The sequence below is a fragment of the Marivirga sp. genome (assembly GCF_035704835.1).
Lineage (GTDB): Bacteria > Bacteroidota > Bacteroidia > Cytophagales > Cyclobacteriaceae > Marivirga.
In genome coordinates this window covers 16,494-32,794 of the sequence record NZ_DASSWQ010000021.1, presented here as the reverse complement: position 1 = coordinate 32,794, position 16,301 = coordinate 16,494, and the positions used below count along the sequence as shown (strand labels likewise).

Here is a 16,301-nt window from a genome sequence, read left to right as displayed (position 1 = left end):
TTTCTTTTTAACTGAAGTAACCCGGAAATATTCGAGAATCCCTTCTGGCAAAAACAACTCAATTAAACTCTGATCCACTTTGTCTTTTTTTGACAAAGTTAATTCTTCAATCCTAAATCCCCAGAATTATTGCTTGATCCAATATAATAGCATTAAAGTGGAGGTAAACTATGATTATTTAATTGAGGATTTCTCCTATTGTAGCTTTTACGAGTATCGAATTGAAGAAAGCACAGCCTTGGAAAATGAAATACTAATGAATTTTAAAGATTCGTTATTAAGTGCAGGTTTCTTTACCGAAGACAATGGGTCTGTTCAAATTTACTCTATTATTAATATGGCTTGGTCTGATAGTGATTATAGTTTTATATTTTATTCGGTTAATTTAGAGGATAACAAGGAATTTAACTTTAAAGGTTTTCAGAACTTAAATGATCCTAAATTGGAAAATATAAGAAATGTACTAAGGCTTCAAAATGATGTGTTTTGGTATTTTTACAATAACGAACCAGATTCAGTATTCCAAGAATTGAATACTATTAGGGTATCTGTAAATGATGAAAATGGTAATTTAAATATATTTGAATTGGCTAGTTTTATTGGTGATAATGAAAATATTTTTAATGAGTATTTCATAGATTAAAGCCTAAATATTTAGTTTTCTGCAATTTTATCATTTTTCATCTTTTTATTTCGGCCCCGTTCCCGCCATGCTCTGCATGGTGGTTGGCAATTTACCTAGAGACGTTTTATCTTTATAGTTTAAGAGTGAAAAAAGGCCAAAGTAATGGCGAACCGTAAGTTTCAAAATCCTAAAAAGCTGGTGTTTTGTGAGTTTTGCCAAGGTATTTTAGCTAATTTTTACTATAAGATTATACTAAGATTGAATCCTTAGCCATTTGAAATTTTGTATAGAGGAAATAAGGATGTAAGCTATGCATCTGATGATGTAGGACGAGCAGTTAGAACCACCATCCGGAGCACGGCGGGAACAGGGAGTATAGAACCTAGAGTATAGATTATAGATTCTAGACTCTAGGTTCTTGATTCCCTCACCACCACTTGATAATTCTTTCGGGTTCGTTGCTCCAAATAAATGTCTTTATCAGTTGTCATCCTGCTGAACAAACTTTTACCGTCCGCCTGTCTCTGGCTGAACATAGCTCTTGGCTTGTTTAGGCACAAGTACTACTCTCACCTTGCCTAATTGCTTTATTAAAAATACTTAATATTTTTAAGGATTGTAAACATACGAGGCACAAGTAGCCATCACCAGCGGGACGCAGGCGATAGGGTGTTTTTCATCTTGAAGGTGAATATTTAAAAGATAAATTTTAGATTCAAGAATAAAGATTTTGTGCATCCCTAAATAGCATTGACCGTTTTTTTTGTCTTGACTCTTGACTCTTGACTCTTGATTCTTGATTCTAGGCTCTAGTTTCTAGGCTCTTCACCACCACTTGATAGTTTTTTCGGGTTCGTTGCTCCAGATAAATGTCTTTTTCAGTTGTCATCCTGTTGATAAGGATTTCATCAAAATTTTTAATGGTAATGAGCTCTAATCCTTTATTGTAAAAAATCGAAAAGTCATTTTTCAATTCACTCGTTAATTGATCTAAACGGTGCAAATCGTCATTTACACAAATAGAAAAAGAAATGGCCGTATTCTGCATCATATTTATTTTGATGTGATGTTTATTTAAAGCCTCAAAAATTTTTCCGATTAAAGCTTCTGTAATAAAAGTAAAATCCGTCAGTTTGAAAGTTATTAAGCTTTGCTTTTCTTTAATGATGATACATGGAATTTCATGAATGACTTTACAATCATGGATAATTGTCCCCCCTTTCTCGGGTGAGCTGAAAGAGCGTACATGCATTGGGATGCCTGCGTTGGCCAACGGCTTTATCGTTTTAGGATGGATGACAGAAGCTCCATAATAAGTCATTTCTGCAGCTTCCTGGTAGGAAAGTTCTTGATACAAAACGGCATCTTTAATTTTTTTCGGATCGCCATTTAATATTCCTGGCACATCTTTCCAAATCGTTACAGCATCGGCATTCGTACAATAAGCAAAAATAGCAGCAGTAAAATCAGAACCTTCTCTGCCTAAAGTAGTGGTTTTTCCTTCTGCAGTTCCGCCCAAAAATCCTTGTGTAATTACAAATTGATTTTGAGTAAGTTCATGGTCGATCGTTCTGCTGATGGTTTGTTGGGTTATGTTCCAGTTAATTAAAGCATCTCTAAAGCTTTCATCTGTCCTGATGCAATCTTTTGCATCCACTTTTGAAATAGAGAAAGCTTCTTTTTTAAGAAATTCCAGTAAAATGGATGAAGAGATTATTTCACCGAAGGAAATAATGCTGTCATAAGATTCATCATATCTTGATTTATCAACCTCAGAAAGTTTTATTTTTAAGTTTTCAAAAATTCTTTCCAATAATGAAATAATATTCGATTCACTTTCTTTAAATAAGTTAGAAACAATTGAAGCATGATATTGAAAAAGATTTTGAATTGCAGTCTCATTTGATAGGCCTTCTAGCGTTAAATGCAGTATTTCTTCTAATGCATTGGTCGTTTTGCCCATGGCGGAAACCACTATAATGATTTTCTCCTCAGGAAATCTCTTCAATATTTCCGACATATTGACCACTGCATCAGCATCTTTTATTGAAGCCCCACCAAATTTAAATACCTGCATAAGTTCCTTTTTGTAATGAATGACAAAATAAGCTGCAATTTTTTCATAATTTAGCGTCAATACAAATAAATATTCCATGCAAACTAAACTAGCCACTTCTGTTGGCATCACCTTAGACCGATTTATTAAAAAGAAACAAAATGATTTCGCCTTTGCTTCTGGTGAACTTTCCCAACTATTAAGAGATATAGCCTTGGCAGGGAAAATCATTCATAGAGAAGTAAACCGTGCGGGTTTGCTAAACATTGGAGGTGCATTTGGTACTGAGAATATTCAAGGTGAAGAACAACAAAAGCTGGATGTTATCGCTAATATTCGTTTTATTAGAGCTTTAAAAAATGGTGGTGAAGTTTGCGCTATTGTATCTGAAGAAGATGATGAAATCCTAGATTTAAATAATCAGGAAGGCAGATATATTGTCGCCATGGATCCGTTGGATGGCTCTTCTAACATTGATGTGAATGTTTCTATAGGAACTATTTTCTCTATTTTCAGAAGAGTTTCTCCCGTGGGAAGCAAAGTAACGAAGGAAGATGTTTTGCAAAAAGGCTCAGAACAAGTAGCAGCAGGATATTTATTGTATGGTTCTTCTACCATGTTGGTTTATACCACTGGAAGAGGAGTGAATGGATTCACTTATGATCCTTCTTTAGGAGAGTTTTTTTTATCTCATGCTGATATGCGAATTCCTGAAGACGGGAATATTTATTCGATAAATGAGGGGAGCTATAGAAGTTTGGAACCAAAAGTACAGCAGTACATTGAAAGCTGTAAAGATAAAAAATACACTGCCCGTTATATCGGTTCATTAGTGGCAGATTTTCATCGAAACTTAATGAAAGGTGGGATTTATATATACCCTTCCACAGAAAAAGCTCCGAACGGAAAATTGAGGCTGAATTATGAATGCAATGCTTTGGCTATGATTTGCGAACAAGCTGGAGGACTGGCAACAGATGGAAATATGAGGATTCTAGATATTCAACCAGAATCTTTGCATCAGCGAGTTCCTTTTTATACGGGCTCAAAAAAAATGGTGGAAGAAGCAGTGAAGTGATTTACTTCTGCTCTTTATAAACCCATTTCTGCAAAGTTGAAAACTTAAACAAGCCAAAGGCATGAGGTGACTCTCGCAAAGGCGCAGAGACGCAACGACCTCGCAACGTTAAAAAAGAGAAGAAATAAAGAGTATTTATATCGCATTTTAATGGTCAATTTTTTCTTTGCGAAAACTTTGCGCCATTGCGGCTTTGCGAGACCTTTTAAGCGTCAAAGACGCCTGCGTTCAAGTTTTTTTCTATAATAGAAAAAATAGTAAGTGAAATTTAATACTAGAAATAGAATAGGAAATCGCACTTTTAAAGAAAACCCCAATTTACTTCTGCTCTTCCCAAGCAGTATTCATTTGATCAATTATACCTAAAATTTCTTCTTTTCCAGTTTGTTTTTCAGCCGAACTGATAAAATAGGGAGGGAATTCATCCCAGTTGCTCAGCATTTGTTTCTTAAATACGGCTATGTTTTGGTGCGTTTTATTTAAAGATTGTTTATCTGCTTTAGTGAAAATTAAAGATAATGGCAATGCATTTTTACCGATAAAATCTAAAAATTGCACATCTGCTTTTTGTGGAGGAAGACGAGAATCGATCAAAACAAATATACAGACCAGATTTTCTCTGTTTAATAAATAATCACTTATCATTTTACCCCAATTCTCATTAGTTTTTTTGCTGACTTTGGCATATCCATATCCTGGTAAATCTACCAGATACCATTTTTCGTCCATCAAAAAATGATTAATGAGTTGTGTTTTACCGGGCCTTGAAGAGGTTTTGGCTAAGCTCTTTCGGTCAGTCAACATATTAATCAAGGATGATTTACCTACATTAGAACGGCCTATAAATGCATATTCAGGAAGAGTCGTTTCAGGACTCTTTTTGTAATCTGTATTACTAATGACAAATTCTGCGTTTTTTATTCTCTTCATTTTGCAAATATAAGGCCTTTCGATGGTAGGGAAAGTGAAGTTGGATAAAGAATTATTCTATTCAAACAAAAATCATTTCTGTGTAAGCTTTTTAAATAAAATTAAAATTTATCTTATATTAGATTTTATAATAAATGTGGGTAAAACCGCATAAAAATGAGCGAACCTTTTTATATTTATCGCTTCTAAGCATATAATTTTAAATAAAAACACGAAGTTTTGCTAACTTTTTTTGATATAACATAAAAAGTAGTTTAATTTAAGTGATTATTTTAGTGAAGCGACCTAACTCGCTATATTTTACCGAATTAAAGAATACGATGATATATAAATTTAGATTCTTTGCAGTCTTTTTACTATCTGTTTTATTTGCTTACCAAGCAAATGCCCAAGAACCCAATCCTGAATTAGCCAATGACTTTATTGAAATGGCCGATGAAGTAATGGCAGATACAAAAGCGCTTACTCAGGCCTTGGAATATTATAAACTAGCTGCAGATGCCGATCCCAATAGCGTACGTGCAAATTATTTAGCAGGTGATACATATTTGCAAACAACTGAAAAAGCAAAAGCAACTCAATTTTTATTACGTGCCTATCAATTAGATTCTGACTATAAATTTAATATGCTTTATAAAATAGGGCAAGGTTATCAATATGGCTATGAATTTGATAAAGCAATTGAGTATTACAATACATACAAACAAAAACTGGAAAGCAATACTGGTTATACTGGTGCCGATAAAACTCCTATGTCGGAAGTTGAAAGGAGAATTGAAGAATGCAATACTGCAAAAAGATTGATGCAAAACCCTGTGAATTATTCCATTACGAATGTTGGGACTGCAATCAATTCCGAGTCATGGGATTTTGCGCCTGTGGTAAATGCAGATGAAACTATAATGATTTTCACTTCAAGGAGAGGACCAGATCAAGGCAACTTAAATGAAAACGTATTTGACGATAATTTCTACTATGAAGATATTTTTATCTCCAAAAAATCAGGAGGAGAATGGCAACCTGCAGAAAATATTGGGCCTGTAGTAAATACAAAATATCATGATTCTAATTTCGGTTTTTCACCCGATGGAGAAACACTTTACATCTATAGCGATGAAGGAAATGGAGATATTTATTTCACCAATAATTTATCTGAGGACACTTGGTCCGAACCAATTGCTTTAAGTGACAATATCAATTCCTCTGGATATAGCGAAAAATCTGTTTCTCAATCTGCAGATGGAAGCACCTTGTTTTTTTCAAGTAACCGTCCTGGAGGTTATGGCGGATTTGATATTTACTATTCAACAAAAAACAGAAAAGACGAATGGGGCCCTTCTAAAAATTTGGGACAAGTAATTAACACTGAAGGTGATGAAGATGGTTCTTTTATTCAATATGATGGAAAAACACTCTATTTTAGCTCAAATGGGCATAGTGGTATGGGTGGATACGATATTTTTAAAGCTGAATATGATAGCGCCAGTAATGAATGGAGTAATCCTGAAAATTTAGGATATCCATTAAACTCGCCTGACGATGATATTTATTTAGTAATGACCAAAGATGGTAAAACGGGTTACTATTCAACTGTTCGTGAAGAAGGAATGGGCTTCACAGATATTTATAGGGTAAAGATTGGAGGCAGTGAAGAAGACTCTGATAAAAGAATGGCCAATAAGAAGGCAAATGTTGATGAAGGTGAAGATAATGATGATTCTGAGAACAAGGTGGATGGAGTAGATGTAGCAGAATCTGAGGATGATGAAATGGATACTGGTGCACCAGTTAAATTAATGGTTAGGGTGGTCGATGCAAGTAATAATCAACAAATTGATGCGAAAGTACAATTAAAAGGACAAATTGATAATATTACCGTTCCAGCTGAAAGCAAAGAAAACGGGATTTTTACTTTTGTGATTCTAAGAGAAGATGCTACTGATTTTATGTTGTCAGCAGAAAAATCAGGCTATATTTTTGCAAATAAAAAAATAAATATACCTGCCTCAACTGGAGAAGAGCAAACAATCCGTCAAACTTTAAGCTTGAGCAAGCCAGAGGTTGGAACCTCCAAAACATTAAGAAATATTTTCTTTGAATTCGGGAAAGCTACTTTTACCTCCGAATCATATGAAGAACTAAACAAAATGGTGAGCTTTTTAGAGGCAAACCCACAAGTAAATGTAGAAATTGCAGGGCACACTGATAATATTGGTTCTGCAGCTGTTAATAAAAGGCTTTCCCAATTAAGGGCTAATAAAGTTGTTGATTATCTAACCAAAAAGGGCATCGATAGAAGAAGATTAAATGCTGTAGGCTATGGTGAGGAAAGACCAATTGTGAGTAATGATGATGAAGTGATGGGTAGGGAGATTAACAGAAGAGTGGAGTTTATAGTGAAAGAATGATTTCTACCATAATATTTTGAATTTAAAAGGGATGTTCATCATCCCTTTTTTGTTTATAAAATTTAGTTTTATTGATTATGATAAAGAAGTACGCGATTATAGTTGCCGGTGGCACGGGGAAAAGAATGGGGGAAAGCCTTCCCAAGCAATTTCTTAAACTTGGGGGCACACCAATATTAATCCATACTTTACAGGCTTTTCATAATGCTGATCCAGAAATTGAATTGATTATTACACTGCCCCAAGAAGAAATTCAGTTTTGGGATGAATTGAATATATGGCATCAAAATTACATAGAACATAAAGTTGTAGCAGGAGGAACGACCCGCTTTCATTCAGTGAAAAATGCTTTAGAGCATGTTGGTGAAGGCATTGTAGCAGTGCACGATGGAGTTAGGCCATTTATTTCAGCCAATATAATCAATCAATCTTTTGAGCAAGCAAAAGAGAAGAAAGCTGTGGTTACGGCTGTCCTTATGAAGGATTCGGTCAGGCAATTGGATGAAAGTGGAAAAAGCGTAAATATTGACCGCAGTTCTTTGAGGATGATTCAAACACCTCAGACTTTCGATGTGGAATTATTAAAATCTGCTTACAACACGGATTACAAATCATCTTTTACGGACGATGCCTCTGTTGTTGAGGCCTTTGGGCAGGATGTCACCTTGATTGATGGCGATTATCAGAATATTAAAATCACCACTCCCGAGGATTTGATTATAGCAGAGGCACTATTAGGAGCAAAGTAAGCTTATAAGCTTACCTTGCTAATACTCATCTTCGTTGAAGAAGAAGTCTTCTTTTGACGGATAATCAGGCCAAATCTCCTCAATGTTTTCATAAGGCTGACCATCATCCTCTAATTCTTGTAAGTTTTCTACTACCTCTAATGGTGCTCCAGAACGAATGGCAAAATCAATTAATTCGTCTTTCGTGGCTGGCCACGGGGCATCTTCTAAGTATGAAGCTAATTCTAATGTCCAATACATATTCTACCGTATTTTTTTGATGCGCAAAAGTATGATAAAAAATTATAAATCAAAGCTTTAATTGCTTATGACTTTACATGCATACTAAAATAATATACGCAAAGTTCAAATTATTTTAAATTTTTGTTCAAATCACGAAGTTCCTCCATGATTTGTTGCTTTACGGCAAGCTTCCTTTTTTGTTTTTCATGTTTGAAACCTACCATTTTATCCAGCTTTTCAGTTCCCAAATTAAATTTCTCAAGATTCTCTTCAAATATATTGAGTTCTCTTTGGTCTCTTGATATCAAATCTCTTAAAATATTCATTTTCAATTTGACTGCTTCTTTCTCAGCTAACTCTTTTTTAGCCTTCCGTTCAAATAGATTTTCTAAGAAGCTCTTTTCAAAAATATAATCATTTAATGTGAAGTATTCTTTATTTAATGACTTATCGAAGGTTTTACCTGAATTTTTCCATTTGGTTTGAATAGCTTTCGCTTTTTCTATGGCCTCAGCAGGATTAAGTTTTTGAGCCTCTTTTAACTCTTCAATTAATGCTTCCTTCTCCTTGTCGTTGTTCTGCTTACCTGAAGCTTTTTTAGCATTTCCTGCTTTTCTGCCAACTTGAGTAAATTTCTTGAAATCCTTTAAAAGAGCAGCGTATTTTTCTTTAGGGATATTTTCTAGAGATTTCCATTCTTCTACCAATACGTTGCTTTTCTCTGCTAATTCATCAGTTGCAGATTTATCATTCTGCAGCTTTTTAGCTTTCTCTATTAAAGTTTCATATTGCTTTTCACGAGCAGTCATCATTTCTTTTTTGGCTTCATGAAAAGCTTTTTTCTTTTCATAAAACTCATCATAAACAGCCTGAAAAGTATTTTCTACTTCTTCCTTTTTATCATCTTCAACCGCTCCAACTCTAATCCATCTTTGGCGAAGTTCTTTCAGTTTATCAGTCGCCTCTCTCCAGTCAGGATTTGATGCATAGCTTTTTGCTTCCTCAATTAAAGTGGATTTTACTTCAAGATTCCGCTTTCTATTTTGACTGATGTAATCTTCCAGCATTTTCTCCAAAGACACTAATCGGTCTTTGAGTGCCACAAAATCGCCTATGCCATCATAAGTAGATAGTGATTCCTTCAAATTCAAGACTTTCATTAAAAAAGAGCCTTTATTCTCTTCCGTTTCAATCTGCTGCTGAACTTTATCTACTTTTGCTTTCAGAGTTTCGAATCGGTCTTGAAAAAACTGCATTGCAGTTGCTTCATCCTCTTTTACTTCGCCTATTTCTCTCTGCGGAAATCCTTCCTGCTCCCTTAAAATCACTTTTCCGCCTTCAATGAAAGCTAATTCTTGCTGTAAATCAGTCAAAATATTATAATTTGGTTTTGTAAATTTGATGCAAAATTAAATTTAATTTGCAATATAGCCATACGGCTGTTGTGTTATTAATGATGTTATCGCTTAATTTGATATTCTAATCGATAGAAAAGTAAAAAAAGTAATTAAAAAACAGATATGAGTGACGAAAAAATAATATTCTCAATGGAGAAGGTTTCCAAAATCTATCCTCCGAAAAAAACTGTCCTTAAAGATATTTACCTATCCTTTTTTTATGGAGCAAAAATAGGTGTTTTAGGTCTGAATGGATCAGGAAAGTCTTCCTTATTAAAAATTATAGCAGGGCTTGATAAAGATTATTTAGGAGAGGTAGTGGCCTCTAAGGAATATTCTGTCGGACTTTTAGAACAGGAACCTGAATTAGATCCTAATAAAACGGTAAAAGAGGTAGTGGAAGAAGGAGTTGCTGAAACGGTTAAGCTTCTGAAAGAATTTGAGGAGATTAATGAAAAGTTTGCAGATCCAGAGATTTTGGATAATCCTGATAAAATGAACGATCTGATTGAGCAGCAATCAAAGGTCCAGGAAAAATTAGATCACGCCAATGCCTGGGAACTTGATAGCAGGTTGGAACAGGCTATGGACGCCTTGCGTACACCACCAGCGGATTCCCCTGTGAAAAACTTATCAGGGGGTGAAAAACGTAGAGTGGCCTTATGTAGATTATTATTGCAGGAGCCAGACGTATTGCTTCTAGATGAGCCTACTAACCACTTGGATGCCGAGTCTGTACATTGGTTGGAGCATCACTTACAGCAATACAAAGGTACTGTGATAGCTGTGACCCACGATCGTTATTTCCTGGATAACGTTGCTGGATGGATTTTAGAATTAGACAGAGGCCATGGAATCCCATGGAAAGGAAATTACTCTAGCTGGTTGGAGCAAAAGCAGAAGCGATTAGCGCAGGAAGAGAAATCAGAATCTAAAAGACAAAAGACTTTACAACGAGAGTTGGAGTGGGTGAGAATGGCGCCTAAAGCTCGTCAAGCGAAATCGAAAGCCCGTTTGAGTTCTTATGAAAAGATGCTAGGCGAGGAAGGACAGGACAAAGAACAAAAACTGGAATTGTTCATTCCGCCAGGACCGCGCTTAGGAAGTAAAGTGATTGAGGCCAATGGAGTAGCAAAGGCTTATGGCGATAAATTATTATACGAAGACCTTAACTTTTCTTTACCGCAAGGGGGAATTGTTGGAATTATTGGCCCGAATGGAGCAGGTAAGACTACTTTATTTAAACTGATAACCGGGAAAGAAGAAGCGGATGCAGGTACTTTTGAGGTTGGGGAAACTGTAAAAATTTCTTATGTAGATCAAGAACATAATACACTCGATCCTAAAAAATCAGTCTGGGAAAATATTTCTGGAGGCAATGAATGGATTCAGCTGGGAAATAACAAAATCAATTCCAGAGCTTATGTAAGTAAGTTTAATTTTGCGGGTTCCGATCAGGAAAAGAAAGTAGGTGTTCTATCAGGTGGAGAAAGGAACAGAGTTCACCTGGCGATGTCTATCAAGCAAGAAGCGAATTTACTTTTACTCGATGAGCCAACTAACGACTTGGATGTCAATACCCTCCGCGCTTTGGAAGAAGGTTTGGAGAATTTCGCAGGATGTGCTGTAATCATCAGTCACGATAGATGGTTCTTAGATAGAATTTGTACGCATATTTTAGCCTTTGAAGGCGATTCTCAAGTGTATTGGTTTGAAGGAAACTTCTCTGATTACGAAGAAAATCGTAAGAAACGCTTAGGCGATGATGCAATTCCTAAAAGGATTAAGTATAAGAAGCTTACGAGATAATGTTATAAAAATAGATGCAAAAAAAACGCATGAAAAATCAATTTCTCATGCGGTTTTTTTGTACATGATACAAATTACATGGATAACGAACGTGTCAAACTAATTCTTAAACATGTCGACTGGAAAACTTGCCAACACGTCAACTTACGTATTGCATAGCTGTCTCCGGTCTGACCTCCGGTACTGACCTAATCCTTCACCTCACTCATCCCCATAGCCTTAAGCATAAATTTTGGCAGTGGCTTTTTAGGATTTCTTTTTTGCAGGTTCAAGTACCAGCCAATTTTTTTCATAATAGGCACTTTATGGGTTTCTACAAATTCTATCAAAGCGCCATCCGGATCTTCAATGTAGGTAAAATGGCCTGCTGCTTCACCCATATCAAAGCTGTTGGCAGAATCTACAGTAAACGGAAATCCTTTTGCCTCACACTCTTCTTTTAGGGCTTGCATTCCGTTGATGTCATAACAAAGATGGATATAGCCTAAATCTCCCCAGAATCGATTTTCAAATATCTTTTTAGGTTGACGATTAACAGCTACTACTAATTCTATTTCAGAAGCTCCTAAAAGTGGGCTGAAGGCACCTTCCATTGGTTTGCTGTGTCGCAATAAAATCCTTTTCACTTTTTTGTCTCCACCTGGTACCGCTTTTAAATCATCAAAAACACCTTCTTCTTCATAAATAATAGTGTCATAACCTAAAATATCAGAATAAAGCGTTCTGGCTTTTTCAATATCGGTTACGCCAATAATAGCGCCATTCGGCCCACCCGGTAAATCAGTTTTTCTTTGCTGAAACCAGGAATTAGAAGTCACAATTTGGAAAATATTGTCCCACGGATCTTTTATGAAGAAAGTAGGTTTACCATATGGGTCTTTTTGTAGTTCACCCAGAACATGGAGCCCTCTTCTGTTGAAAAGATCATAGGTAGCTTCTACATTTTTACTTTTCATTTTGGCGATATTGATTCCTAAATCGCCTAGTTGAGGTTCAAATTTTGGTCCTTCAGGTGTGCGGGAAGTATACTGCCAAATTTCAAATCCGCCTCCGCCTTGCATATTAATTGCTAAAATAGCGTGTCGGCTTCTCGGTTCGCCACCTGTATAAGGTAACATCAATGCAGCTTCTGCAGCTTCCTCAAACACTGGAACGCTCATTCCAAAATTTTGTCTATACCATTTGAAGGCAGCCTGAACATCTGATACTCCGATTCCGATTTGTTGTATTCCGCTAATTATTTTCCCACTCATAATTTCCTGAATTCTATTTTCGGCTAAAATAAGGGAAATGAATGAAATGGCGAGGATTTTTAAAGTAAAAATTAGATACGATTCTTGTTCCCAAGAATTCTATTATGAAGAATTAATTTTGAATTCTTTCGATCAATAAAAAATACCTCACTAAAAACCCAAAAAAAAACCTTTTCCGAAGCTTTGCACTTCAGAAAAGGTTTAAAAAGTAATTGATAAAGAATTCTTTAGTCTAATTTTACAGCTTTCACCTGATTAGCCTGAACCAGTTCGTTGAAAGCGGTCACTTTTTTGTCTAGAATTTCATTCAGATTATCTAAATGCTTATCAATTCTGGCAGTCACCTCTTTGCTAAACTCTATTGCAGATTCTGTCGGCTTATAATCTCCCATTCCCACCAAACTATTCAAATGACCTAATTTATTATTTAATCTGATAGGATAGTTTAAGGGGTCTTGTCCACTTCGGTTTTTGGTTTGATAGAGTGATTCTTCGATTTCCTTCATCTCGTTCAAAATGCTTTTGCCAAAGTTTTTGATAGTGTCTGCTTCAGCTTTTTTGATTACGTCTTCAATCTGAACTCTAGCTCTTCGGATATCTTTTATAGCTAAGTTGGTCTCGGAAAGCTTTGATATTACTCTATTTTGAAAATCAAACTGTGCTTTCAAATCCGCCTGAGAAGAACTTGACCTAGGATCTTTCACTATTTCAAATTCTTGTGTTTGTGTCTTTCCATTTACGGAAAGTTCCACATCATATTTACCAGGAAGTGCAGTTGGCCCGCTCAAAGATGACCACCATAAAATCATACCTTCAAAACCCTCTGCATCAGGATAGCGCATATTCCAAATCAACTGATTGCTACCAGGTTCAACTGTCAATTTTTCTTCCTTTGCCTTTTTATCAGGATGCGTGCTGTAGGTAGCAATTACTTTTCCTGATTTTTCTTTGTAATGGATTCTTACTGTATCAGCAGAACTGGTGTCCTTCAAATGGAAATAGGTGATTACCCCAGAAGGCATATTTTCACCAGCAGTTTTTGATTCGTAATTTCTTCCGCCTATCCTATAAGTTTTCTTTGGTTGAAATAAATATGCATCATTTTGTGTTACTTCATCACTTAACTGATGTAAAACGGTCAAATCATCAATCAACCAGAACCCTCTACCTTGAGTAGCGGCAATTAAGTGATTGTCTTTTATAGTCAAATCAGTGATCGGTACAATAGGTAAATTTAACTGGAAATTTTTCCAGCTAGCACCATCATCAAATGAGATATACATTTCAGTTTCCGTTCCTGCATAAAGCAATCCTTTTCTTTCCGGGTCTGCTCGTACCACTCTCGTAAAATGATCATTTTGAATCCCATCGACAATTTTTGTCCAGCTTTGACCATAATCTTTAGTTTTGTATAAATATGGTTGATAATCTCCGTTTTTGTAAGAAGTAGCGGCTATGTAAGCGCCACCTTTCGTGAACGGGTCAGCTTCAATGCTATTGACCATAATCCATTCTGGCATTTCTTTTGGAGTTACATTCTCCCAGTTTTTACCACCATCTTTGCTGACATGCACTAACCCATCGTCAGAACCTGTCCATAATAAACCTTCCTCATAAGGAGATTCTATTGCAGCGAAAATGGTGCAATAATATTCCACGCTGGTATTATCTTTTGTGATTGGCCCGCCAGAAGGACCTAATTTGCTTGGGTCATTTCTCGTTAAATCAGGACTAATGGTTTCCCATTTGTGGCCTTCATTGGTAGTGACATGCAAATGATTGGAAGCGGTATATAATTTATTGGGGTCGTGCGGAGAAGTGAATATTGGAAAATTCCACTGGAAGCGGTATTTCATTTCCTCTGCTCCATGTCCCATCGGGTTGTCTGGCCACACGTTTATAGCTCTTATTTCTTCTGAATCATGATTGTAGCGAGTTAAAAAGCCATCGTAACTTCCGCCATAGACTACATCATTATTTTCTTTATTAACCGCTAAATGTGCACTCTCTCCACCAGCTGTTGATTCCCAATCTTGCTCACCGATTTCAGAGCCAGTGGTTCTATGTGCAATTCTTACTGTTGAATTATCTTGCTGAGCTCCATAAATCCTGAAAGGGAAATGATTATCGGTTACCACTCTATAGAATTGAGCTGTATTTTGATTCATATAAGTACTCCAATTTTCACCGCCATCAAAACTAACTTGAGCGCCACCATCATCAGCCATTATCATTCTTTGGTTGTCATTAGGGTCAATCCACATATCATGATGGTCACCATGAGGTGCTCTGTTAGATGTAAAAGTTTTACCACCATCTTTGGATTGATGATAGTTTACATTCACCACATACACCATATCTTCATCCTGCGTATCAGCATAAATTCTAGTATAATACCACGCTCTTTGTCTTAAAGCTCTATCATCATTGGTTTTTTGCCATGTTTTTCCGGCATCATCCGAACGGAAAACACCTCCATCTTCATTCTCAATAATTGCCCATACTCTGTTAGAATTTTGAGGAGAAACTGTGATTCCGGAGATCCCCCATACTCCTTTCGGTAAACCTTTATTTTCTGATAACTTCTCCCAATTTTCTCCGCTGTCGGTTGATTTCCAGATATCGGAACCAGGTCCACCACTTGAGAAATTTGATGGGCTTCTTCTGACATTCCAGGTAGAAGCATACATGATTCGAGGATTGTTCGGATCTAATATCAAGTCAACAGCACCAGCTCTATTATTGACAAATAATTTCCGCTGCCAGGTTTTTCCTCCATCTATAGATTTATAAACTCCTCTTTCTTCCGAGTCTTTGAAAATATCACCCATCACGGCCACATATAAAATGTCTGGATTTTGAGGATGGATTCTGATTCTGCTGATATGACGGCTGTTGTCTAATCCGATGTGCTCCCAATTTTTCCCTGCATCCACGGATTTGTACATTCCGTAACCGTAAGACATATTTCCGCGCAAAGTTTTTTCTCCACCACCCACGTAAATCACATTGGGGTCACTTTCCGCGACTGAAACGGCTCCAATAGATCCGCCAAAATGACCATCTGAAATACTTTCCCAGGTGCTTCCGCCATCTTTAGTGCGCCAAACACCACCGCCTGTGGCACCCATATAATATAAGTTGGGCTGCCCAACTACACCTGTTACAGCAGCCGACCGACCTCCTCGGTAAGGACCAATTCCTCGCCATTCTAACGCATCATAAATCTTTTCATCGTAAGATGTTGTGTTCTTTTCTTTCTTCCTTTGAGCCTCCATACTGAATGGAAAGCATAGAATAGAAGCTAAAATGATATAATATAGTTTCTTCATAAATAAATAGTTTAAAATGAAATATAAGGTCTCATTCCATTTTTTCCGAAGGATATTTTATGAATGGTAGACTTTGCAGACTTTTCCAGTTCGATAATTATAAAATGTATTTTCAAGAATAAGCTTAACAACAAGAGTAATGCTCATCTCAAATTGAAAAGCGGAAATAGAACCCCATTTCACCTGTAAGATTATTAAGTATATCAGTTGAAATAGATGGCACATTTTAAAAGCCTTTAAAATAGGACGTCTTAATATATTTAACATTCCACTATACTTTAAATTATTGGAATATGGTGTTATGGAGATAATGATACATAAATTGTATTTTTCAGAGAAAATGGGAATAGTTCAGTTAGAATCTCATGTTTATACATACATATGTTTGTAATTCCTTGAAACCCAAAAGCATATCATATTGTACCTACCTAAAATTGGGTAT

Annotated in this window: 12 protein-coding genes; 5 read left to right on the top strand and 7 right to left on the bottom strand. The window is 36.1% G+C overall.

The window, feature by feature from the left end:
• Nucleotides 1–157: 157 nt before the first annotated feature.
• Nucleotides 158–643, top strand: a complete 486-nt coding sequence (locus VFM92_RS03400; protein WP_325120787.1) for a hypothetical protein — start codon at nucleotides 158–160, stop codon at nucleotides 641–643.
• A 392-nt stretch (nucleotides 644–1,035) separates the two neighbouring features.
• Here VFM92_RS03400 and VFM92_RS03395 read toward each other — a convergent pair whose 3' ends face one another.
• Complete coding sequence (locus VFM92_RS03395) at nucleotides 1,036–1,161, bottom strand: hypothetical protein (RefSeq protein WP_325120786.1); 126 nt, start codon at nucleotides 1,159–1,161, stop codon at nucleotides 1,036–1,038.
• Between the two features lie 266 nt (nucleotides 1,162–1,427).
• Complete coding sequence (locus VFM92_RS03390; protein WP_325120788.1) at nucleotides 1,428–2,810, bottom strand: aspartate kinase; 1,383 nt, start codon at nucleotides 2,808–2,810, stop codon at nucleotides 1,428–1,430.
• Here VFM92_RS03390 and fbp point away from each other — a divergent pair.
• Nucleotides 2,779–3,759: a class 1 fructose-bisphosphatase gene (fbp, locus tag VFM92_RS03385; RefSeq protein ID WP_325120785.1), complete on the top strand. Its 981-nt coding sequence runs from the start codon at nucleotides 2,779–2,781 to the stop codon at nucleotides 3,757–3,759. The genes VFM92_RS03390 and fbp overlap by 32 nt on opposite strands.
• Before the next feature lie 318 nt (nucleotides 3,760–4,077).
• On the opposite strand, the gene yihA is transcribed toward fbp, so the two are convergent.
• Nucleotides 4,078–4,689 (bottom strand): ribosome biogenesis GTP-binding protein YihA/YsxC, encoded by a 612-nt coding sequence (yihA, locus tag VFM92_RS03380; protein ID WP_325120784.1) that lies wholly within the window; start codon nucleotides 4,687–4,689, stop codon nucleotides 4,078–4,080.
• Nucleotides 4,690–5,009: 320 nt separating this feature from the next.
• On the opposite strand from yihA, the gene VFM92_RS03375 reads away from it, so the two are divergent.
• Both VFM92_RS03375 and VFM92_RS03370 read left to right on the top strand, forming a co-directional pair.
• The gene (locus VFM92_RS03375) at nucleotides 5,010–7,097 is read left to right on the top strand and encodes an OmpA family protein (protein WP_325120783.1); all 2,088 of its coding nucleotides are present in this window, start codon (nucleotides 5,010–5,012) and stop codon (nucleotides 7,095–7,097) included.
• Nucleotides 7,098–7,174: 77 nt separating this feature from the next.
• Nucleotides 7,175–7,846, top strand: coding sequence for a 2-C-methyl-D-erythritol 4-phosphate cytidylyltransferase (locus VFM92_RS03370; RefSeq protein ID WP_325120782.1), 672 nt, complete (start codon nucleotides 7,175–7,177; stop codon nucleotides 7,844–7,846).
• An 18-nt stretch (nucleotides 7,847–7,864) separates the two neighbouring features.
• On the opposite strand, the gene VFM92_RS03365 is transcribed toward VFM92_RS03370, so the two are convergent.
• Together VFM92_RS03365 and VFM92_RS03360 are read right to left on the bottom strand one after the other, a co-directional pair.
• Nucleotides 7,865–8,086, bottom strand: coding sequence for a DUF2795 domain-containing protein (locus VFM92_RS03365; RefSeq protein WP_085518779.1), 222 nt, complete (start codon nucleotides 8,084–8,086; stop codon nucleotides 7,865–7,867).
• Between the two features lie 110 nt (nucleotides 8,087–8,196).
• Entirely contained in the window at nucleotides 8,197–9,441 is a 1,245-nt protein-coding gene (locus VFM92_RS03360) for a DUF349 domain-containing protein (protein WP_325120781.1), read from the bottom strand.
• 147 nt (nucleotides 9,442–9,588) lie between these two features.
• Here VFM92_RS03360 and ettA point away from each other — a divergent pair, with 147 nt between their 5' ends.
• Nucleotides 9,589–11,274: an energy-dependent translational throttle protein EttA gene (gene ettA / locus VFM92_RS03355; RefSeq protein WP_325120780.1), complete on the top strand. Its 1,686-nt coding sequence runs from the start codon at nucleotides 9,589–9,591 to the stop codon at nucleotides 11,272–11,274.
• A 188-nt stretch (nucleotides 11,275–11,462) separates the two neighbouring features.
• Here the strand turns inward: ettA and VFM92_RS03350 are convergent, their stop codons facing one another.
• A complete protein-coding gene (locus tag VFM92_RS03350) occupies nucleotides 11,463–12,527 on the bottom strand; it encodes a VOC family protein (RefSeq protein WP_325120779.1) in 1,065 nt (354 codons plus the stop codon).
• A gap of 227 nt (nucleotides 12,528–12,754) precedes the next feature.
• Nucleotides 12,755–15,859: a WD40/YVTN/BNR-like repeat-containing protein gene (locus VFM92_RS03345; RefSeq protein ID WP_325120778.1), complete on the bottom strand. Its 3,105-nt coding sequence runs from the start codon at nucleotides 15,857–15,859 to the stop codon at nucleotides 12,755–12,757.
• Nucleotides 15,860–16,301: the final 442 nt, after the last annotated feature.

Coding starts and splice junctions, on each gene's coding strand:
- VFM92_RS03395 (WP_325120786.1), bottom strand. CDS start 1,161: ATGTTCAGCCAGAGACAGGCGGACGGTAAAAGTTTGTTCAGCAGGATG.
- fbp (WP_325120785.1), top strand. CDS start 2,779: ATGCAAACTAAACTAGCCACTTCTGTTGGCATCACCTTAGACCGATTT.
- VFM92_RS03390 (WP_325120788.1), bottom strand. CDS start 2,810: ATGCCAACAGAAGTGGCTAGTTTAGTTTGCATGGAATATTTATTTGTA.
- yihA (WP_325120784.1), bottom strand. CDS start 4,689: ATGAAGAGAATAAAAAACGCAGAATTTGTCATTAGTAATACAGATTAC.
- VFM92_RS03375 (WP_325120783.1), top strand. CDS start 5,010: ATGATATATAAATTTAGATTCTTTGCAGTCTTTTTACTATCTGTTTTA.
- VFM92_RS03370 (WP_325120782.1), top strand. CDS start 7,175: ATGATAAAGAAGTACGCGATTATAGTTGCCGGTGGCACGGGGAAAAGA.
- VFM92_RS03365 (WP_085518779.1), bottom strand. CDS start 8,086: ATGTATTGGACATTAGAATTAGCTTCATACTTAGAAGATGCCCCGTGG.
- ettA (WP_325120780.1), top strand. CDS start 9,589: ATGAGTGACGAAAAAATAATATTCTCAATGGAGAAGGTTTCCAAAATC.
- VFM92_RS03350 (WP_325120779.1), bottom strand. CDS start 12,527: ATGAGTGGGAAAATAATTAGCGGAATACAACAAATCGGAATCGGAGTA.
- VFM92_RS03345 (WP_325120778.1), bottom strand. CDS start 15,859: ATGAAGAAACTATATTATATCATTTTAGCTTCTATTCTATGCTTTCCA.